Source organism: Brevundimonas sp. (assembly GCF_016742135.1).
In the GTDB taxonomy this organism is placed as follows: Bacteria; Pseudomonadota; Alphaproteobacteria; order Caulobacterales; family Caulobacteraceae; genus Brevundimonas.
Genome location: NZ_JACVCG010000006.1, coordinates 18,955 through 37,045 on the forward strand (window position 1 = coordinate 18,955; position 18,091 = coordinate 37,045).

The 18,091-nt window shown below is 69.8% G+C and carries 18 protein-coding genes; 14 read left to right on the forward strand and 4 right to left on the reverse strand.

The genetic code is table 11. The annotated features are described in order from the left end of the window. Positions 1 to 74 precede the first annotated feature (74 nt). Positions 75 to 1,073, forward strand: coding sequence for a fatty acid desaturase family protein (locus IBJ06_RS12425; protein ID WP_292160836.1), 999 nt, complete (start codon positions 75 to 77; stop codon positions 1,071 to 1,073). On the opposite strand, the gene IBJ06_RS12430 is transcribed toward IBJ06_RS12425, so the two are convergent. Beyond that, positions 1,070 to 1,453 carry a hypothetical protein gene (locus IBJ06_RS12430; RefSeq protein ID WP_292160839.1) on the reverse strand — a complete coding sequence of 128 codons (384 nt, stop codon included), beginning with the start codon at positions 1,451 to 1,453 and terminating at the stop codon, positions 1,070 to 1,072. The genes IBJ06_RS12425 and IBJ06_RS12430 overlap by 4 nt on opposite strands. 149 nt (positions 1,454 to 1,602) lie before the next feature. On the opposite strand from IBJ06_RS12430, the gene IBJ06_RS12435 reads away from it, so the two are divergent. Continuing rightward, complete coding sequence (locus tag IBJ06_RS12435; RefSeq protein WP_292160841.1) at positions 1,603 to 1,992, forward strand: hypothetical protein; 390 nt, start codon at positions 1,603 to 1,605, stop codon at positions 1,990 to 1,992. Between the two features lie 74 nt (positions 1,993 to 2,066). Continuing rightward, positions 2,067 to 2,918 carry a neutral zinc metallopeptidase gene (locus IBJ06_RS12440; protein ID WP_292160843.1) on the forward strand — a complete coding sequence of 284 codons (852 nt, stop codon included), beginning with the start codon at positions 2,067 to 2,069 and terminating at the stop codon, positions 2,916 to 2,918. On the opposite strand, the gene IBJ06_RS12445 is transcribed toward IBJ06_RS12440, so the two are convergent. After that, positions 2,912 to 3,868 carry an aspartyl protease family protein gene (locus tag IBJ06_RS12445; protein WP_292160846.1) on the reverse strand — a complete coding sequence of 319 codons (957 nt, stop codon included), beginning with the start codon at positions 3,866 to 3,868 and terminating at the stop codon, positions 2,912 to 2,914. The genes IBJ06_RS12440 and IBJ06_RS12445 overlap by 7 nt on opposite strands. Beyond that, positions 3,865 to 4,707 (reverse strand): LD-carboxypeptidase, encoded by an 843-nt coding sequence (locus IBJ06_RS12450; protein WP_292160849.1) that lies wholly within the window; start codon positions 4,705 to 4,707, stop codon positions 3,865 to 3,867. Before IBJ06_RS12450 ends, IBJ06_RS12445 begins: the two co-directional genes overlap by 4 nt. Positions 4,708 to 4,820: 113 nt before the next feature. On the opposite strand from IBJ06_RS12450, the gene IBJ06_RS12455 reads away from it, so the two are divergent. Genes IBJ06_RS12455 through IBJ06_RS12485 form a run of 7 tightly spaced genes read left to right on the forward strand, consistent with a single transcriptional unit; the run spans position 4,821 to position 12,742 of the window. Next, complete coding sequence (locus tag IBJ06_RS12455) at positions 4,821 to 6,218, forward strand: Mur ligase family protein (RefSeq protein ID WP_292160852.1); 1,398 nt, start codon at positions 4,821 to 4,823, stop codon at positions 6,216 to 6,218. Beyond that, positions 6,215 to 8,215 carry a TonB-dependent receptor gene (locus IBJ06_RS12460; protein ID WP_292160854.1) on the forward strand — a complete coding sequence of 667 codons (2,001 nt, stop codon included), beginning with the start codon at positions 6,215 to 6,217 and terminating at the stop codon, positions 8,213 to 8,215. Before IBJ06_RS12455 ends, IBJ06_RS12460 begins: the two co-directional genes overlap by 4 nt. A 45-nt stretch (positions 8,216 to 8,260) precedes the next feature. Further along, positions 8,261 to 8,917 (forward strand): PepSY-associated TM helix domain-containing protein, encoded by a 657-nt coding sequence (locus tag IBJ06_RS12465; RefSeq protein ID WP_292160857.1) that lies wholly within the window; start codon positions 8,261 to 8,263, stop codon positions 8,915 to 8,917. 14 nt (positions 8,918 to 8,931) lie between these two features. Continuing rightward, the gene (locus IBJ06_RS12470; protein WP_292160860.1) at positions 8,932 to 9,450 is read left to right on the forward strand and encodes a DUF2271 domain-containing protein; all 519 of its coding nucleotides are present in this window, start codon (positions 8,932 to 8,934) and stop codon (positions 9,448 to 9,450) included. Positions 9,451 to 9,469: 19 nt separating this feature from the next. After that, positions 9,470 to 10,288, forward strand: a complete 819-nt coding sequence (locus IBJ06_RS12475) for a DUF4198 domain-containing protein (RefSeq protein WP_292160863.1) — start codon at positions 9,470 to 9,472, stop codon at positions 10,286 to 10,288. A gap of 19 nt (positions 10,289 to 10,307) precedes the next feature. Further along, on the forward strand, positions 10,308 to 11,408 hold the full coding sequence (locus IBJ06_RS12480) for an FAD:protein FMN transferase (RefSeq protein WP_292160865.1): 1,101 nt from the start codon (positions 10,308 to 10,310) through the stop codon (positions 11,406 to 11,408). Beyond that, a complete protein-coding gene (locus tag IBJ06_RS12485; RefSeq protein WP_292160868.1) occupies positions 11,405 to 12,742 on the forward strand; it encodes a sulfite reductase subunit alpha in 1,338 nt (445 codons plus the stop codon). The genes IBJ06_RS12480 and IBJ06_RS12485 overlap by 4 nt, the downstream gene beginning before the upstream one ends. Here IBJ06_RS12485 and IBJ06_RS12490 read toward each other — a convergent pair. Continuing rightward, positions 12,739 to 13,968 carry an FAD-dependent oxidoreductase gene (locus IBJ06_RS12490; RefSeq protein ID WP_292160872.1) on the reverse strand — a complete coding sequence of 410 codons (1,230 nt, stop codon included), beginning with the start codon at positions 13,966 to 13,968 and terminating at the stop codon, positions 12,739 to 12,741. The genes IBJ06_RS12485 and IBJ06_RS12490 overlap by 4 nt on opposite strands. A gap of 90 nt (positions 13,969 to 14,058) precedes the next feature. Between IBJ06_RS12490 and IBJ06_RS12495 the strand changes: the two genes are divergently transcribed. The 4 genes from IBJ06_RS12495 to hisB are packed head-to-tail and all read left to right on the forward strand — an operon-like array spanning position 14,059 to position 17,967. After that, on the forward strand, positions 14,059 to 14,379 hold the full coding sequence (locus IBJ06_RS12495; protein ID WP_292160875.1) for a YerC/YecD family TrpR-related protein: 321 nt from the start codon (positions 14,059 to 14,061) through the stop codon (positions 14,377 to 14,379). Continuing rightward, positions 14,376 to 15,257 (forward strand): ATP phosphoribosyltransferase, encoded by an 882-nt coding sequence (gene hisG / locus IBJ06_RS12500; protein ID WP_292160878.1) that lies wholly within the window; start codon positions 14,376 to 14,378, stop codon positions 15,255 to 15,257. Before IBJ06_RS12495 ends, hisG begins: the two co-directional genes overlap by 4 nt. Further along, positions 15,257 to 16,564 (forward strand): histidinol dehydrogenase, encoded by a 1,308-nt coding sequence (hisD, locus tag IBJ06_RS12505; protein WP_292160881.1) that lies wholly within the window; start codon positions 15,257 to 15,259, stop codon positions 16,562 to 16,564. The genes hisG and hisD overlap by 1 nt, the downstream gene beginning before the upstream one ends. Next, positions 16,561 to 17,967: an imidazoleglycerol-phosphate dehydratase HisB gene (gene hisB, locus IBJ06_RS12510; RefSeq protein WP_292160884.1), complete on the forward strand. Its 1,407-nt coding sequence runs from the start codon at positions 16,561 to 16,563 to the stop codon at positions 17,965 to 17,967. Before hisD ends, hisB begins: the two co-directional genes overlap by 4 nt. Positions 17,968 to 18,091: the final 124 nt, after the last annotated feature.

Consider the following 18,091-nt stretch of genomic DNA (forward strand, 5'->3'; position numbering starts at 1 on the left):
TGTAATGTCAACCTGACTTTTCGTCAGGAGTGCGTGACTTTTGTCCGTTGTCGAAAAGGACGGTAGACTGGGCCATGCCCGCCGCGCCTCGCATTGCTCCGCAACAGCTGTTCGCGCCCGAGGACTGGGCGCCGTTCAGGGCGCGCAGTGTGGTGGCGGGGCCACTGCTGGTGGTGCATTGCTGGGGGGTGATCGCGCTGGCCGTGGCGCTGGGGGTGTGGATCCCCTGGCTGATCCCGCTCAGCGTCATGATCATCGGCACGCGCCAGCTGGGGCTGGCCATATTGATGCATGAGGCGGCGCACGGCGGCCTGTCGCGCAATCTGAAGCTCAATGATTTTCTCGGCCACTGGCTGTGCGCCGTGCCAGTGGGGGCGTCACTGGCCAGCTATCGCCCCTATCATCTGGCGCACCACAGGTTTGCCCAGCAGGCGGAGGACCCGGACCTGATACTGTCGGCCCCCTTCCCCGTCAGCCCCGCCTCGCTGCGGCGCAAGCTGATCCGCGACCTGACCGGCCAGACCTTCTTCAAGCAGAGGGTGCTGCTGCCGCTGGCGGCCCGCGCTCAAGCAGCGAGGCTCCGCGAGCCGAGCGATAGCGCCCCTAAAAGGCCCACCGACGACCACGCTTACGAGGCGATTGTGACGGGGCGGTCGATCCTGCCCTTCCTGCTGGTCAATGCAGCGCTGCTGGCCGGGTTTGCGGTGGCGGGCGTCTGGTGGGCCTTTTTCGTGCTGTGGCTTCTGCCGATGGCGACCTGGTTTCCGATGGTCACCCGCATCCGCAACATCGCCGAACACGCCTGTGTCGAGGGCTCGGCCGAGGATGCGTTTCGCGCCGCCCGCACGACCCGGGCGAACTGGCTGGAGCGCGCCTTCATCGCCCCCTACTGGGTCAATTTCCACGTCGAACACCACCTGTTCATGCATGTGCCCTGCTGGAAACTGCCCGCCCTGCACCGCGCCGTCCATACCCGGCCCGAGGGCGAGCGGATGGAGGTGGCGGGGGGCTATGCCGAGGTGTTGAGGGCGGCGACGGCTCGGCGGGAAGCGGACGCTGCGGTGGTCGGCTAAGGGCGGCTAGCTGACCAGCTGAATTTAACCCCGATGAACTTGGGCAGCAGGAACGCCATCACAATGTAATCGAGGATGAAAAACGGAGTTAGAACCATCGCAGGAGTGGGTATCCAGCTCCCTCCAACGAGAGTGAAAAACAGCCAGTGCACCAAGAAATATGATGCGATAGTGACCCAATAACCCACGTGCCTATACGCCTCTCTGTAAGAGATCGCCGTGACGACGATTGCGTAGCCGGAAACACTCAGAAGATACGCGACATCGACATCCAACCCACACTTCGACAGTGCAAACCATGCGCCGAAGATCAACGGGATAAGCCATAGATTATGCCGCTTTCTGAGGGTGTGAAACCGCAGATCAGTGGTAGTGTTCATGGTTCAATTCGTATCGTTCTGTGGGATTGTCCGCAACGAATTGAGAGTCAACCATGACATCTCACCCGACCCTGGTCCCTCGCCCCCTTCAGTCCCCGCGCGTATGGCCCCGCTTGGCCCGCTCCGCCAACGGCTCTAACCTTCCCCCCATGACCCGTACCCTGATCCTGTCCGGTATCGCCGTCGGCCTGGCCCTGGCCGGCGCCACGGCGGCTGAGGCGCAGAGCCTGCCGCCGCCCTATGTTGCGCCGCCGCCGCGTGCGGGGGCCCTGCCGCCGCCTGGGGGCTATGCGGCCGAGCGGCATCGCTATGAGATCGATCGCCAGCGGGCGGGGGCCGACTTGCGTCAGGCCGAGGCCGAGCGGGGCCGGGCCGAGGCCGCGCGCATCGTCGCCGATCTGGAACGCCAGCGGCAGACGCCGGTGCTGATACCGCCCGTGGCCGTGCCGCCCGGCACACCGGCACAGGCCCGTGCCCGCCGCGAGGAGGTCGAGGCCCGCACGGGCGGGATCGACCGCTGGCTGGACGGCGAGGACTGAGGCCCGGCCTCGTGGCATCCCTTTCTCGCGACCCGCGTTCGGCATAGGCTGGAACGGCAAAGCGGGAGGGCACCATGCGCTGGAGAGGCGGACAACGCGGCGGCGGCGGGATCGAGGATCGTCGGGGCATGGGCGCGGGCGGGATCGCCGGCGGCGGGCTGGGCGTCATGGTGCTGGCGGCGATCGGCTATCTGGTGTTTGGCATTCCGCCCGAAACCACGACCCAGGTGGCGACCCAGTTGGGTGCTGCGGGCAATCAGGCCGAGGGCGAGCGCGGCACGCCGGAGGATGATGCGGGCCTGTTCGTCGATGTGATCGGCGGCAATGTGAATGCCGTCTGGTCGGACCTGCTGATGGGATACCGCCCACCGACGGTGGTGCTGTACGAGGTCGGGACCGGCACGGGCTGCGGCTATGGCCAGTCGGCCATGGGGCCGTTCTACTGTCCGGCGGATCAGACCGTCTATCTCGACCTGGGTTTCTGGCAGCAGATGCAGACCCAGCTGGGCGCATCGGGCGCCGACTTCGCCAAGGCCTATGTGATCGCCCATGAATTCGGCCACCATGTGCAGACCCTGACGGGGGCCTCGGACGATGTGCGGCGGGCGCAGGCCCGGGCCACCAGCCAGGCCGAGGCCAACCGCTTTTCCGTGGCGCTGGAGCTTCAGGCCGACTGCTATGCCGGGGTGTGGGCCGCCAATGCCGCGCGCCTGTCGGGCGGCGAGGTGGCGCTGCGGCCCGGTGATCTGGAAGAAGGACTGAAGACCGCGGCGGCCATCGGCGACGATGCCCTGCAGCAGCTTGGCGGCGGTCGGGTGTCGCCCGACAGCTTTACCCATGGATCGTCCGAGCAGCGGGTCACCTGGCTGCGCCGCGGCTATGAGACCGGCGACCCGGCGGCTTGCGACACCTTCCGGGGTTACTGAACCACCGTCAGGTCGACATGGGTGGCGCGATAGAGGCCCCCGCCGCCGATGTCGAGCAGCAGGCCCTGATCCCGGAAGGCTGCCATGCCGAGCAGGGCCGAGGGGATGCCGGGCATGCCGACCGCGCCATAGACCGGCACATCGACCTCGCGGAAGGTGCGGCCCACAGCGCGCAGGTGGGAAACCGTCAGGATGTCGGCGGTGATCTGGCCGCCCAGCACCAGACTTTCGCCGGTGCCGGCCGGACGTCCGTCCAGAATGCCCGCGGCCTCGGCGGCAGGCTGGCTGAGGCTGAGGATGGAGGAGGCCCCGGTGTCGACCACGGCATCCAGCGTATGGCCCTCGACCTCCACCGGGGTGATCAGGGCGGTGCCGCGCCGCCGCACGGCCACCCGGGACCAGCGGGCGTCATGGACCACAGCCTGCCGCTCCATCAGCCGCATGCGGCGCTCGACCAGGTCGACCTCGAGCGCCAGAAGTTTCAGCAGGTCCTGCCCCAGGATCAGCGGGGCGGACAGGCCCTCTTCGTCCGCCAGCGGGCCGAGGTCGAGGATGGCGCAGCGCAGGCCGCTGAGCGACAGGCCCTCCATCGCCATGTCCAGCCGCACGCCCTTGCCCATCTGGGGCTGGCCGCCCACGCCATAGGCCAGGAGGGGGATGTCGAACAGCGGCCGCGGGCCGAGCTCGGCCTCGATGGCGCCGTGGAAGCGCCGGTCGATCACCGAATACTGGGCGCCGCTGTCGATCAGGGCATTGACCGTCTGGCCGGCGATGCGGACCGGGATGGTGGGGCTGAGCACGCGCGCGGCAAAGCCGATCCAGGGGGTGGTCGCACCCTCGGCGAACGCCAGGCCCGGCGCGCTCCACAGGACATTGTCCTTCAGCCACCAACCGCCCCCGAGGGCGCCGGCGATCACACCCGTCCGGATCAGGAAGCTGCGTCGGTTCATGAGGCTCCGTTCGGACCGAAAGGCACGATCTTGTTGTCGGCATCATGGCCGATGTCGGCCGCACCCAGATACGGGATGCCGGACCTGAGGCACCAGTAGCGGACGATTTCCTCGGGTGTCAGGCCGAACTCGGGCTCGTTCGGTGTGATGTCGCTAACCCGGCCGAGACGAAAGCCCGCGATGCGCCGGATGGAGGCCTGACCCGTCAGATGGAACATCATCCGGTCGATCCGGTAGAGAGCCTCGGACACCTCCTCGATCATGACCACATGGCCGGTCAGATCGGGCTCGATCGCCGTGCCGACCAGCTGATCGAGGATGGTCAGGTTGAAGGCGACGGTCGGGCGTCCGTCGAGGCTGGGTTCGAGCCCCGAGGTGGTGCCCTTGATCAGCCAGTCGAGCGCGCGGTCGATGGCCCCGGCACCCTCGCGGCGCGAGACATCGGCGACCATCGGCCCGTGGGCGACATGGGCGAAGCCCTCCCTGTAGAGGGTGGCCAGCAGGCTTCCGGCGTCGGAATAGCCGAGGTAGCGCTTGGCCCGGGCCTCGGGCTTCAGGCCAGCGCGCACCGCCTCGGCCACGCGGCAGGAGCCATAACCGCCGCGCGCAAACCAGACGGCATCGAAGCGCGGATCATTGGCCATCTCCAGAAAGGCCCGGGCGCGGAGACCATCATCCCCGGCGAAGTGGCCATGCCGGGCGAAACAGGCGGGATGGAAGACGACCTTGACGTCCCCGCCGGGAAAGCGGGCCTCGACATGAGCGTCCAGCCGCGCGGCGGTCGCCTTGCTGAAGCGCGACGAGGCCGCCACGACACCGATGCGGGTCACCGATCCCATAGTGTGTTTTCCCTGATGGACGGGCGGTCGGACAAATCGGGCTCCCGGCTCTGGCGTGCGGTGCGCCCCGTGCTAGTCAGGGCCTTCCTCCGACACTCCCCGGTTTCGCCTCCATGAATCAAGACGCCAATCCAGCCGGCTCCTATTTCTTCTGCGGCATCGGCGGGTCGGGCATGCTGCCGCTGGCGCTGATCCTGGCCGCGCGGGGGGCCCGGGTGTCGGGATCGGACCGGTCCCATGACCAGGGCCGGAGCCCGGACAAGTTCGCCTGGCTGGAAGGTCAGGGCATCGCGCTTCACCCGCAGGACGGATCCGGCGTGACCGATCCGGGAACCACCGTGGTGGCCTCGGGCGCCGTCGAGGACACCGTGCCGGACATCGCCGCCGCCCGCCGGGTAGGCGCCCCCGTCGTGACCCGGCCACAGATGCTGTCGGACCTGTTCAATGCCGCCGACCGGCGCGTGGGCATTGCCGGCACCAGCGGCAAGTCGACCATCACCGGCATGGTGGCCTGGATCCTCGACCAGGCGGGCCTCGACCCGACGGTCATGAACGGCGCCGTGATGACCGACTTCGTGCGCGAGGACACACCCTTTGCCGCGGCCCGCATCGGCAACCCGGACCTGTTCGTGTCGGAGGTCGATGAGTCTGACGGCTCGATCCAGCTGTACCGGCCGACGGTCGCCGTGGTCTCGAACATTTCGCTGGACCACAAGTCGATGGAGGAGTTGCGCACCCTGTTCCTCGGCTTTGCCGGGCATGCCCAGGTGGCGGTGCTCAACCTCGACAATGACGAGACGCGGGCGCTGGCGGACAGCCTGCCCGCCGACCGACGGCTGACATTTTCGCTCGGTAATGCCGAGGCTGACCTGTACGCGACGGAGGTCGAGGCGACCGCCAACGGCATGCGGTTCCGGCTGGACGGAACCGAGGTCGCCCTGCAGGTACCGGGCGCGCACAACGTCGCCAATGCGCTGGCGGCGCTGGGTGTGGCCGAGGCGCTGGGCGTCGACCGGGCCACGGCGATCAGGGCACTCGGCAGCTTTCGCGGCATCCGGCGGCGGCTGGAGGTTGTGGGACAAGCGGGCGGCGTAACCGTCATCGACGACTTTGCCCACAACCCCGACAAGATCACCGCCACGCTTCAGACCCTGCATGCCTTTCCCGGGCGGCTGCTGATCCTGTTCCAGCCGCATGGCTATGGTCCGCTGAAACTGATGCGCCGCGAGTTCATTGGCACCTTTGCGCAGCTGATGACCGCAGAGGATGTCCTGATCATGCCCGAACCCGTCTATTACGGCGGTACCACCGACCGGAGTGTGTCCAGCCCGCAGATCGTCGAGGGCGTCATCGCCGCCGGACGGCAGGCCGAGGCCCACGCCACGCGGGCCGAATGCGGCGAGCGGCTGATCGGACTGGCCCGGCCCGGCGACCGGATTCTGGTGATGGGGGCCCGCGACGATACCCTGACGACCTTTGCCCGCGAGCTGCTCACGCGCCTTTCGGCATGATGCAGGACCCGCCTGTCGTTCTCGACGAGATTGTGGTCACCGCCCCGCGCCTGCCCCCTGCGGCGGGCGACGCCGCCTTTTCCGTGATCCGGCTGGACGGCGAGACGCTGGACCGGTCGACGCGACTGGACGAGGCGCTGGGGCGGGTGCCCGCGGTCAGTTTGTTCCGGCGGACCTCCAGCCTGACCGCCAATCCGACGACCCAGGGTCTGTCGCTGCGGGCCGTGGCCCCGACCGGCGCCGGCCGGGCGCTGGTGACGCTGGAAGGGGTGCCGCTGAATGATCCTTTCGGCGGCTGGGTGATCTGGGCCGAGGTTCCGCCCGAGGGCCTGTCGAGCGCCGATGTGGTGCGCGCCGGGGGCACCGGCCCCTATGGCGCGGGCGCGCTGACCGGATCGGTGCTGCTGCGGGAGCGTGATACCGGCGGGGCCTGGACGGCGGCGCTCGGCGAGCGCGGCTCGGCCCGGCTGGCGGCCTCGGGCACCGGCGACCTCGGCCCCCTCAGCTGGGTGGCGACGGCCGGACATGAGCGGTCCGACGGCCACACGCCGGTGCGGGCGCCCGACGCCGGGGCCGCCGACCGGCCGCTGGATCTCGAGGCCAGCTCGGCCTCGCTGCGGCTGGACCTGCCGATGGGCGATGCGCTGATCTCGACCCGGGGCTCGGTCTTCCGGGAACGGCGCGGCTCGGGCGTGGAGGGCGCGGATGCCGAGGCCTCGGGCACCGCCCTGTCCCTGACCGCGACCCGCCAGCCCGGGGACGACCGGGCCGGCTGGCGCGTGCAGCTGTGGCGGCGGACCAGCGACCTTGAGAACCGCTTTGTCGCCACAGCGGCCGATCGCTCCTCGACCACCCCGGCCAATGACCAGTTCCACACCCCGGCCACGTCCTGGGGGCTGAACGCCGCATGGCGGGTTCGCCGGGGCGGGTTTGAGACCGAGCTGGGTCTCGATGCCCGCCGGGCCGAGGGCGAGACCAATGAACGCTATCGCTTCATGGAAGGCGAATTCACCCGAACCCGGCAGGCGGGGGGCGAGACGTCGGTCGCCGGGGTCTATGCCGAGGCGAGTGTCACCCGGGGACCGTGGCTGATCACCGGAGGGCTGCGCCTCGACCACTGGTCCGCCACCGACGGCCGACGGGTCGAGCGGGATCTCCAGACCGATGCCCTGGTGCTGGACGAACAGCCTGCTGATCAGTCGGGCGAGGTGGTGTCGGCCCGGCTGGGGGTGCGGCGTGCCCTGTCATCCGAATGGTCGGTGCGGGCGGCGGCCTACAGCGCCTTTCGGCCGGCAACCCTGAACGAGCTGCACCGACCGTTCCGGGTCGGCAATGATATCACCGAGGCCAATGCCGGGCTGGTGCCCGAACAGTTGACCGGCATCGAGGCCGGATTGGCGCGCGAGACCGACCGGCTGGACCTTCGGGCCACAGTCTTTGCCACACGGATCGAGGACGCCATCGTCAATGTGACGATTGGTGAGGGCCCCGGCACCTTTCCTCGCGCAGGCTTTGTCCCGGCTGGCGGGGTGCTGCGCGAGCGGCAGAACGCCGGGACAATCGAGGCCGTCGGTCTGGAACTGGAGGCCGAGGCGCGGCTGCGCGAGGGCCTGACGTTGCGGGGCGCGCTGGCAGCCACGGATGCGCGGGTGGACGGCGGGTCGCAGGCGCCGCAACTGACCGGGCTGCGCCCCGCCCAGGCCCCGATCTGGAGCGCGACGGCGGGGCTGGACTGGACCCCGGCGCCGGACTGGACTGTAATCGTCGATGCCCGCTGGGAGAGCCGCCGCTTCGACGACGATCTGAACAGCCGCGTGCTGGATCCGGCGCTGACCGTCTCGGCGCGGCTGGAGCGAGAACTGTCGCCCGGCCTGACCGGGTGGGTCGAGGGGGTGAACCTGTTCGATGCCGACGTGGAAACGGCGGAAACCGGCACGGGGGTGGTGTCCTATGGTCCGCCCCGCACGCTCTGGATCGGACTGTCGCGGCGCTGGTAGGAAACGCTACTTGCAAGCGGTTCGCATTTTTGGCACAGGCGCAGGGTGTCGACCTCCCCTGCACCCACTCCTGCCCCATCTGCCGCCCGGCTGAGCTCCGCGCGGGCCTTCTGGCTGAAGCAGTTGCACCAGTGGCACTGGATTTCGGCCTCGGTCAGTCTGGTGGGCCTGATCCTGTTTGCGATCACCGGTTTTACCCTGAACCACGCCGCCCGGATCCCGGCCGAGCCGGTGGTGGTCGAGCGCACCGCCACCCTGCCCGCGCCGCTGCTGGAGCGGCTTGCCGACTTCCCCGCCGAGACCACCGACCCGGTGCCCGACGCCTTGGCCCGCTGGGCCGAGGGGGCGCTGGACGTGGCTATCGCCGGACGGACCACCGAGACGACAGAGGCGGAAATCTATGTCGCCCTGCCTAGGCCCGGCGGCGACGGCTGGATGACGCTGGACCGGCAGACGGGCGAGGCCCTTGTCGAGGTGACCACGCGCGGGCCGATCGCCTATCTGAATGACCTGCACAAGGGGCGCGATACGGGTGCGGCCTGGTCGCTGTTCATTGATGTGTTCGCGGGGGCCTGTCTGGTGTTTGCCCTGACCGGGCTGGCGTTGCTGGTCCTGCATGCCCGCAATCGCCGGATGACCTGGCCTCTGGTGTCGCTGGGTCTGCTGATCCCGCTGATCCTTGCCCTGATCTTTATCCATTGAGTGCCCGAGTTCCCATGAAATCCCTGAGCCTCACCGCCACCCTGCCCGCCGCCGGACTGATGCTGATGGGGGCCGCCCCGGTGCCGTCGGGTGATCTGACGGTCAGCATCGGCATTCCGCGTATCAACAGCGCCTCGTATCACCGGCCCTATGTGGCGGTGTGGATCGAGCGGCCCGACCAGACCGCCGTGCGCACCCTGTCGGTCTGGTACGACACCGCCCTGCCCGCCGGAGAGGGCAAGGACTGGCTGAAGGACATCCGTACCTGGTGGCGCAAGGACGGGCGCAACCTGACCCTGCCGGCGGACGGCGTATCAGGCCCGACCCGCGCGCCGGGCACCCAGACGGTCACGGTTCCCGCCTCGCGCCTGCGCGACCTTCCCGCCGGAAACTATGTGCTCGCGGTCGAGGCCGCACGCGAGCTGGGCGGCCGCGAGATCGTGCGGGTGCCCTTCCGCCTCGGCGCCGCCAATACCGCATCGGGCACCGGAACATCCGAGCTGGGTGCCGTGCGCGTCACCGTTGCCCGCTGATCATCACAGGGACAGACCCATGACCCGCTATCGCTTCTCGCCGCTTCTGGCCTTTGTCGCCGGGGTCATCGCCCTGATGGCCGTGCCGCTGGGGGCCCATGCCCATCGCGCCTGGATGCAGCCCAGTTCCACCGTGCTGTCGGGCACCGACGCCTGGATCGGCGTTGATGCGGGCATGTCGAATGGTGTCTTCATTGCCGACCACGCGGCCATGCGGCTCGACGGCCTGACCATCACCGGGCCGGATGGGCAACTGCTGAGCCCCGAAAACATGATGCGCGGCCGCTATCGCGCGACCTTTGACGTGCATCTGACGCAGCAGGGCACCTATCGCATCGCCAATGTGCTGGGCAGCGTGGTGGCGAGCTACACCCTGAACGGCGAGCGCCAACGCTGGCGTGGCACGCCGGCGGAGTATCCACAGGGCGTGCCGGAAGGCGCGACGGCGGTCGAGGCGACGCTTTCGGCCATGCGGGTCGAGACCTTTGTCACCCTGGGCAATCTGAGCGACGACGTGTTCGTCCCGACGGGCTACGGGCTGGAGATGGTGCCGGTCACCCATCCCAATGATCTGGTCCTGGGTGAGGCAGGCCAATTCCGCCTGCTGATCGACGGTCGGCCGGCGGCGGGGCTGGAGGTGACCATCGCCCGCGGCGGCTCGCGCTACCGGACCGCTCCGGAAGAGCTGACCCTGACCACCGATGCCGACGGGGTCTATTCGGTCGACTGGCCCGAGGCCGGGATGTACTGGATGCATGCCTCGATCCAGGTGCCAGGCGGGGATGGCCGGCTGCCGCTGTCGGCCCAGTACAACGGGGTCGTCGAGGTCCTGCCCTGAGCCGTGCCCTGAGGTCCTGATGTCCGAGCCGCGTGTCCCCGCCTCCAGCCATTCGGCACCGCCGGTCATCGACCTGTCCGGGGGCGCGAACGAGCCACGTCCGGAGACGGACAATCGCGTCCTTATCCCGGCCTTTCGCAGCGCGCCGGAAAAGCCGCCGGGGACGCAGATCGCGCAGCTGGGCGGGGAGACCATGGGCACGGTCTGGACGGCCCGCATCGTGGTGCGCGACGAGGGCGAGGCCAGCCGCTGGCAAGCCCTGATCGAGGAGGAACTGGGCCGCGTCATCGCCCTGTTCAGCCCGTGGGAGCGCAACAGTGAGATCTCCCGGTTCAATGGGGCCCCCGAGGGCACCTGGGCCCTGTCCGATGCCTTCTGGACCGTCCTGACCCGGGCGCTGGAGCTGGCGGATGACACCAATGGCGCGGTCGATCCGACGCTGGGACCGCTGGTCGACCTGTGGGGGTTCGGACCGCCCGGACGCCGTTCGCCGCTGCTGCCCCTGCCCACGGACGAAGAGATCGAGACGGCGAGGGCCAGGAGCGGCTGGATGCGCCTGCGGCTGAACGTCGATGCGCGCGCGGCGGTCCAGCCGGGCGGGCTGAAGCTGGACCTGTCGGGGATCGCCAAGGGCCATGCGGTCGACCGCATCTCGCTGCGGCTGGCGCGCGAGGGGGCGACCTCGCACCTGTTCGAGATCGGCGGCGAACTGAAGGGCGTCGGCGTCAAACCCGATGGGCGCCCGTGGTGGGTCGAGCTGGAGAAGCCCGCGGGGCTTGAGGCACCACGCACCATCGCCGCCCTGTATGGTCTGGCGGTTGCCACCTCGGGCGAGGCACGTCGCCAGTTCGTCCACGGCGGCCAGACCTATTCCCACACCATCGACGGGCGCACGGGGCGGCCCGTGGCCAATGGCATGGTCTCGGTCTCGGTGCTGCACGACTCGGCCATGGTCGCCGATGCACTGGCGACCGCCCTTACGGTGATGGGACCCGAGGAGGGTCCGGCCCACGCCGAGGCCGCAGGCATTGCCGCCCTGATGGTTCACCGTACCGACGACGGGCTGGTCGAGCAGATGAGCCCCGCGCTTCTGGCGATGCTGGACGTCGGGCGGGAATGACCCTCGGGGGCGGCGAGTTCTGGGCTGCGGCGGCGGCGCTGGCCTGGGCCGGGCTGACCGCGTGGTCGTTGCGCCCGCGTCCGGCGCCGGAGGCCAACGGCGAGGCCGCGACGCTGGTCGTACACGCCAGCCAGACCGGCAGTGCCGAGGCCCTGGCCGAGGAAGCCGCGGCCGCGCTTGCCGCCACGGGCCTGTCGGTCCAGCGGCTGAGCCTGTCCCGGTTGACCCCCGAGCTCCTGACGAAGGCCGAGCGTCTGTTCCTGATCGCGGCGACCACGGGCGAGGGCGATGCGCCCGATGAGGCGACCGGTTTCCTGCGACGGCTCATGCCCACACCGCCCGACCTGTCGCACCTTCAGGTCGGGGTCCTGGCGCTGGGCGACAGCAGCTATGGCCACTATTGCGGTTTCGGGCGAGCGCTGGACGGCTGGCTGGCGCGGGCGGGGGCGACAGCCCTGTTCGACCGGGTCGAGGTGGACCGGCTGGACCCCGGCGCCCTGGCGCATTGGCGGCATCAGCTGACGGCTATGACCGGCGCCACCTTCGCCCGGGAGACGCGTAGCCGCCCGCACCGCCCCTGGCGGCTGGAGCGGCGCGCCCATCTGAACCCCGGCAGTCCCGGTCGGCCGGTCTATCGCCTGCGGCTGCGCCCCATCGGGGACTTCCCGGACTGGCGAGCCGGAGATGTAGCCGAAGTCGAACTGCCGGAAGCCATAGCCGGTCAGCCGGGTCAGTTGCGCGACTATTCCATCGCCACCGTGCCGGCGGATCGGGGTATCGATCTGATCATCCGCGAAACGGTGCGCGAGGACGGCAGCCCCGGTCTGGCCTCCGGTTGGCTTCTGGACCGTTGCCGGATCGGCGAGACGGTGCCGCTGCGCATCCGGACCAACCGGACCTTTCACGGGCCCGAGCCCTCGGTGCCGCTGGTCCTCATCGGCAATGGCACGGGGCTGGGCGGGCTTGTGGCGCATCTGTCGGAGCGGGCGCGCGCCGCGAAACCCGGACCGGCGTGGCTGCTGTTCGGCGAGCGGACCCAGGCCCATGACGCCCTGCTGGACCAACGGCTGCAAGGCTGGATCGCTGCCGGCGTGTTGACCCGGCTGGACCGGGCCTTCTCGCGCGACAAGGGCGGTGCCCGCTATGTGCAGGACATCCTGCGGGCCGAGGCTGACAGTCTGCGCGATTGGGTCGACCGGGGCGCCACGATCATGGTCTGCGGCAGTCTGAAGGGCATGGCGCCGGGCGTGGATGCAGCGCTCCGCGACATTCTCAGCGAGGACCGGCTTCTGGACCTGCGCGAGGCCGGGCGCTACCGGCGGGATGTGTACTAGGCGCCTTTCGCGACCGCCTTCATCGACACAGTCGGGTCCGCCAGCTTTTCGGCATCGACTGGCGTGGCCTTGGCAATCAGCAGACGCCCGCCCATGAACTCGGCCGGCGCATTGATCGCCTCGACGCACAGCAGCCGGTCGCCCGCCAGATGGAAGACGGCCAGTCCGGCGTCGTCGGCCACGGTGCGGACGACCTTGCGATCCGCGCCGTCGGAGAGCCCCGCCATCTGCAGTTTCAGATCGTACTGGTCGGACCAGAACCATGGGACTTCGGGCGGGGGCGGGTTACGGCCCGTGATCGCCGCGGCGGCCTGTTTGGCCTGTTCCAGCGCATTGGGCACGCTCTCCAGTCGCACCACCCGGCCATCGTGGACGGGCACCGGGCGCCGGGTCATGTCGCCGAGCGCATAGATGTCGGGGTCCGAGGTGCGGGCCGTGTCATCGACCACCACACCCCCGTCGCAGGTCAGACCGGCGGCGGCGGCCAGTCCTTCACAGGCCACGCCGCCGACACCGACGATCACCAGATCGGCCGGCAGGCTCTGGCCGTCGTCCAGGGTCACGCCGCCGACCGCGCCATCGTCGCCCGGCTGGAAGGCCACGACCGTGCGCCCGGTGAGGAGGGTCACGCCGTGCCGCGTATGCGCCGCGTGCATGAAGTCGGCCAGCACATCCGACGCCACCCGGGCCAGCAGGCGAGTCTCGCGCTCGACCACCACGACCTCGGCGCCCAGCGCCCGGGCCGAGGCCGCAACCTCCAGTCCGACATAGCCGCCGCCGACGACCACCAGCCTCGTCCCCGGCCGGATCGCCGCCCTGAGCTTTCGCCCGTCCGCGAGGGTCCGCAGTTCGAGCACGTTCGCCAGCTCCGCACCCGGCACCGCCAGCTTCCGCGCCGTGGACCCGGTCGCGAGGATCAGGGTGTCGTAAGCGACGGTTTCCCCGTCCGTAAGCATCACCGACTTGCCGGCACGGTCGATGGCCGTGACCGTCTGGCCCAGCCGCAGCTCGATGTTCTGTTCGACATAGAAGTCGGCGGGCCGCAGCAGCAGATCCTCCTCCTCGCCCTCGCCCTTCAGCAGGGCCTTGGACAGGGGCGGGCGCTGATAGGGGGCGACTGGCTCCTCGCCGATCAGCACCACCTCGCCGTCGTATCCATACTGTCTGAGAAGCGCGGCCGCACTGCCCCCGGCATGCCCCGCGCCCACGATCACGATCCTGCTCATAACCCGCACATAGGCTGCGATGGCCGGTCGCACCATAGGCAGGACGATAGCGCTTGACCGTTCCACTGTTACAGCATAGTGGAACGCGCCATGACCGACGCCCTTCCCCCCAATGCCGCCGTTCCGGCCCGCAGCCGGCTGGATCTGTACGACGCCCTGCTGTGCCTGAAGACGCGCGAGGAGGTCGACGCCTTCCTCGCCGACCTGTGCACGCCGGCCGAGGTGCGCGCCTTTGCCGAGCGCTGGCAGGTAGCGCGCCTGCTGGACGCAGGCGGGAAGTCGTACCGCGAGATCGCCGCCGAGGCGCAGGCCAGCCCGACCACGGTCGTGCGCGTGGCCCGCTTCCTCAAGGAAATGCCGCATCAGGGCTACCGCCTGGTGCTTGACCGACAGTCCGGAGTATCCGCGTGAGCAAGGTTCAGGGGCGACTTCGTATCGCCATTCAGAAATCCGGCCGTCTGGCCGAGCGCAGCCTCGACCTGATCCGCAATGCGGGCCTCCGGGTCATCAAGGGCAATAACGACCTGCTGTACAAGGTCGAGAATGCGCCGGTCGATCTGCTGCGGGTGCGCGACGACGACATCCCGACCTTTGTCGCGGACGGAGTCTGTGACCTCGGCATTGTCGGCGAGAATGTGCTGGAGGAAGCCCGTAACGGTGGTCCGTTGGCCGAGGTGGTCATGCCGCTGGGCTTTGGCCGCTGCACGCTCAAGATCGCCGCGCCCGAGAGCCTGAGCTGGGACGGGCCGGCCTCCCTCAACGGCCTCAGGCTGGCGACCAGCTATCCGCGAATTCTGGGCCGCTGGCTGGAGGAGAATGGTGTCGAGGCCGGGGTGATCACCATGCGCGGGGCGGTCGAGGTGGCCCCCCGGCTGAAGCTGGCCTCGGCCATCTGTGACCTCGTGTCGACCGGGGCGACGCTGGAGGCCAATGGTCTGGTGCCGCTGGACACGGTGTTCGAAAGCCAGGCTGTCCTGATCCGCTCGCCCCAGCCGGTCGAGGACACGCTGGAGCCCCTGCTCGAAAACCTGATCGCGCGGATCGGCGGGGTGGTGGCCTCACAGGACGCCAAATACGTGATGCTGAATGCGCCGCGCGCCGCGCTGGACCGGATCACAGCCCTGCTGCCGGGTTCGGAGTCGCCGACCGTCATGCCGCTGTCGGGTCGCGACGATGCCGTGGCCGTCCACGCGGTCTGTCAGGAGGCGGTCTTCTGGGAGACGCTGGAGCGGCTGAAGGCCGAAGGTGCCTCGTCAATCCTGGTTCTGCCTATCGAGAAGATGATGTGATGCGCCAGATCGACTGGACCACCCTTTCCGCCGAGGAGCAGCGCGCGGCGCTGGCCCGCCCGGCGCAGCGGACCGAGGCGCGCGTCAGCGACGTCGTGCGCGAGATCTTTGCCGACGTGCAGGCACGTGGCGGCGCAGCTGTCACCGACTGGAGCCTGAAGCTGGACGGCGCGGCGCCAAGACGGATTGCGATTACCCCGGAAGCGGTCAGCGAGGCCCGCGCGGCCCTGCCGCCGGCCGATACCCGGGCCCTGCGCATCGCCGCCGAGAATGTCCGCATCTTTCATCAGGCCACGCGGCCCGAAGACACCGGCTGGATCGAAACCACGCCGGGCGTGCGCTCCCGACTGGTGTGGCGGCCCATCGCCTCGGCGGGCCTCTATGTCCCGGGCGGCAGTGCGCCGCTGTTCTCGTCGCTGCTGATGCAGGCCATTCCGGCGGGCGTCGCCGGTGTGGCGCGCCGGGTGGCCGTGACCCCGCCCGCGAGAGACGGCGGTGTGCACCCGGCCATGATCGTGGCGGCGTACGAGGCCGGGCTGGAGGCCCTGTGGCTGATCGGCGGGGCGCAGGCGATCGCCGCCCTGACCTTTGGCGCGGACCTCGAGGACGGCCGGATCGGACCGGTCGACAAGCTGTTCGGGCCGGGCAATGCCTGGGTCGCCGAGGCCAAGAAACAGGCGAACGCCCGGCCCGGCGGGCCTGCGGTCGACATGCCGGCGGGACCGTCGGAGCTGATGGTCATCGCCGATTCCAGCGCCGATCCCGAAATCGCCGCCGCCGACCTGCTCAGCCAGGCCGAGCACGACGCGGATGCCCAGGTGCTGCTGGTGTCGAACAGCCGGGGCGCCATCGCCGCCATTCTGGCCGAGGTGGAGCGCCAGCTACAGACCCTGCCGCGCACCGACATCGCCCGTCGCTCGCTGGCAGAGGGACGGGCCATCCGCGTCGCCGATCTGGCCGAGGCGTGCGCCGTCGCCAATCTGTACGGGCCAGAGCACCTGGCGCTGCAGACGCTCGATGCCGAGCAACTGGTGGGCCGCATCAATGCCGCCGGCGCCATCTTCGTCGGCACCTGGGCCGCCGAGACGCTGGGCGACTATGCCGCCGGGCCCAGCCACGTCCTGCCGACCGACGGCGGCGCGCGGACCCTGGGCGGCATCACCACCGCCAGCTTCCTGACCTCGATGTCGGTGCAGTCGGTGTCGGAGGCGGGCGCCGCCGCCCTCGCCCCCGTTGCCGCGCGTCTGGCCCGGCTGGAGGGGCTGGAAGCCCACGCCCGCGCGGCCGATCTGAGGTGCCCGTCATGACCGCGCTCCCCGCGCCCTTTGCGCCGCTGGTCTCCGGTGGTGAAGGCCTCGACCGCTATCCCGCCCCGCCTGCGGCGCTCGCCGCCCGCATGGCGGAGGTCTACGGCGTGCCCGTCGATCAGGTTCTGCCGGTACGTGGGGCGACGCACGGGTTTGAGCTGATCTTCCGACTGGCGCTGCGCGAACAGCTCGGTGTGCAGGCGCCCGAGGGTGAGCCCTTCACGACGCTGACTGCCATCTATCCGACCCCGGTCGAGCCCTACGGGGTGATCCGGATCGCCGGGCGGGGCACGAACGGCGGCGGCGACGCGTCGTCTTGCGACCTGCTGGTCATGGATGAGGGCGCCATCGAGTTTGAGGACAGCCATTCCGTCGCCGATCGCGTCGCCGGCACGCCGAACCTGATCGTGGTGCGCAGTCTGTCGCTGGCCTATGGCCTCGCGGGAGCCCGCGTCGGTGCGCTGATCGCCCGGCCCGAGGTGCTGGACCGGCTGCGCGGGGTGCTGGAGCCCCACGCCCTGCCCGAGCCCTCGGTGCGGCTGGCCCTGCAGGCGCTGGACCCCTCGCGTCTGATCGAGACGGAGACGCGCATCGCCGCGGTCCGCGCCGAGCGGACACGGATGATGGAGGCCCTGGGCGCGGACGCCGCAGCCGAGCCCGGCCCGGCTGTGCGGCTGCGCGGTGAGGGTTTGGATGCGGCCATGGCGCGCCTGACTGCGCTGGGCGTACCCTTCGAAGTCGGAGACGGCCTCTACCTGCCGGTGTTCGCCAGGGCCGAGTTGAACGACCGCACCCTGTCGGCCTTTGGCGTGACCGGCGCAGCCCGCGCCGCCCGCACCGGCGAGGCCGTGCGCGACACGAAGGAGACCCGTATCGTCTGCGCCGTCGATCTGGACGCCACGGGACCCGTCCGGATCCACACCGGCGTCGGCTTCTTCGATCACATGCTGGAGCAGGTCGCGGCCCACGGCGGCTTTTCGCTGCGGCTGGCCTGCGAGGGGGACCTGCACACCGACCCGCACCACACGATCGAGGACTCGGCCATCGCTCTGGGTCAGGCGCTGAAGCAGGCCCTGGGCGAACGGCGCGGCATCGCCCGCTATGGCTTCGTCCTGCCGATGGACGAGGCCAATGCCACCGTCTCTATCGATCTGTCGGGCCGGCCCTATCCAGTGTTTGAGGGGACGTTCGCGACCCCCTTCATCGGCGACTACCGCACCGATCTCACGGCCCATGTGTTCCGCTCGCTGGCCGAGCACTTGGGGGCCGCCATCCATGTGGCGGTGACCGGCGACGACGACCACCACAAGACCGAGGCTGCCTACAAGGCCTTTGGCCGGGCCCTGCGTCAGGCGATCCGCATCGAGGGCGACGCCGTGCCCAGCACCAAGGGGGTGCTGTGATGACATTCCTCCCCTATCGGGGGAGGGGGACCGCGAAGCGGTGGAGGGGGCAACCCCCATACGTCGCCGCTCGTTTGAGCCCCCTACCCCATCCTTCGGATGGGCCCCCTCCCCCGATGGGGGA

Bases quoted from the DNA above. Each gene is read 5' to 3' on its own strand.
- IBJ06_RS12425 (WP_292160836.1), top strand. From the start codon at position 75: ATGCCCGCCGCGCCTCGCATTGCTCCGCAACAGCTGTTCGCGCCCGAG.
- IBJ06_RS12430 (WP_292160839.1), bottom strand. From the start codon at position 1,453: ATGAACACTACCACTGATCTGCGGTTTCACACCCTCAGAAAGCGGCAT.
- IBJ06_RS12435 (WP_292160841.1), top strand. From the start codon at position 1,603: ATGACCCGTACCCTGATCCTGTCCGGTATCGCCGTCGGCCTGGCCCTG.
- IBJ06_RS12440 (WP_292160843.1), top strand. From the start codon at position 2,067: ATGCGCTGGAGAGGCGGACAACGCGGCGGCGGCGGGATCGAGGATCGT.
- IBJ06_RS12445 (WP_292160846.1), bottom strand. From the start codon at position 3,868: ATGAACCGACGCAGCTTCCTGATCCGGACGGGTGTGATCGCCGGCGCC.
- IBJ06_RS12450 (WP_292160849.1), bottom strand. From the start codon at position 4,707: ATGGGATCGGTGACCCGCATCGGTGTCGTGGCGGCCTCGTCGCGCTTC.
- IBJ06_RS12455 (WP_292160852.1), top strand. From the start codon at position 4,821: ATGAATCAAGACGCCAATCCAGCCGGCTCCTATTTCTTCTGCGGCATC.
- IBJ06_RS12460 (WP_292160854.1), top strand. From the start codon at position 6,215: ATGATGCAGGACCCGCCTGTCGTTCTCGACGAGATTGTGGTCACCGCC.
- IBJ06_RS12470 (WP_292160860.1), top strand. From the start codon at position 8,932: ATGAAATCCCTGAGCCTCACCGCCACCCTGCCCGCCGCCGGACTGATG.
- IBJ06_RS12475 (WP_292160863.1), top strand. From the start codon at position 9,470: ATGACCCGCTATCGCTTCTCGCCGCTTCTGGCCTTTGTCGCCGGGGTC.
- IBJ06_RS12480 (WP_292160865.1), top strand. From the start codon at position 10,308: ATGTCCGAGCCGCGTGTCCCCGCCTCCAGCCATTCGGCACCGCCGGTC.
- IBJ06_RS12485 (WP_292160868.1), top strand. From the start codon at position 11,405: ATGACCCTCGGGGGCGGCGAGTTCTGGGCTGCGGCGGCGGCGCTGGCC.
- IBJ06_RS12490 (WP_292160872.1), bottom strand. From the start codon at position 13,968: ATGAGCAGGATCGTGATCGTGGGCGCGGGGCATGCCGGGGGCAGTGCG.
- IBJ06_RS12495 (WP_292160875.1), top strand. From the start codon at position 14,059: ATGACCGACGCCCTTCCCCCCAATGCCGCCGTTCCGGCCCGCAGCCGG.
- hisD (WP_292160881.1), top strand. From the start codon at position 15,257: ATGCGCCAGATCGACTGGACCACCCTTTCCGCCGAGGAGCAGCGCGCG.
- hisB (WP_292160884.1), top strand. From the start codon at position 16,561: ATGACCGCGCTCCCCGCGCCCTTTGCGCCGCTGGTCTCCGGTGGTGAA.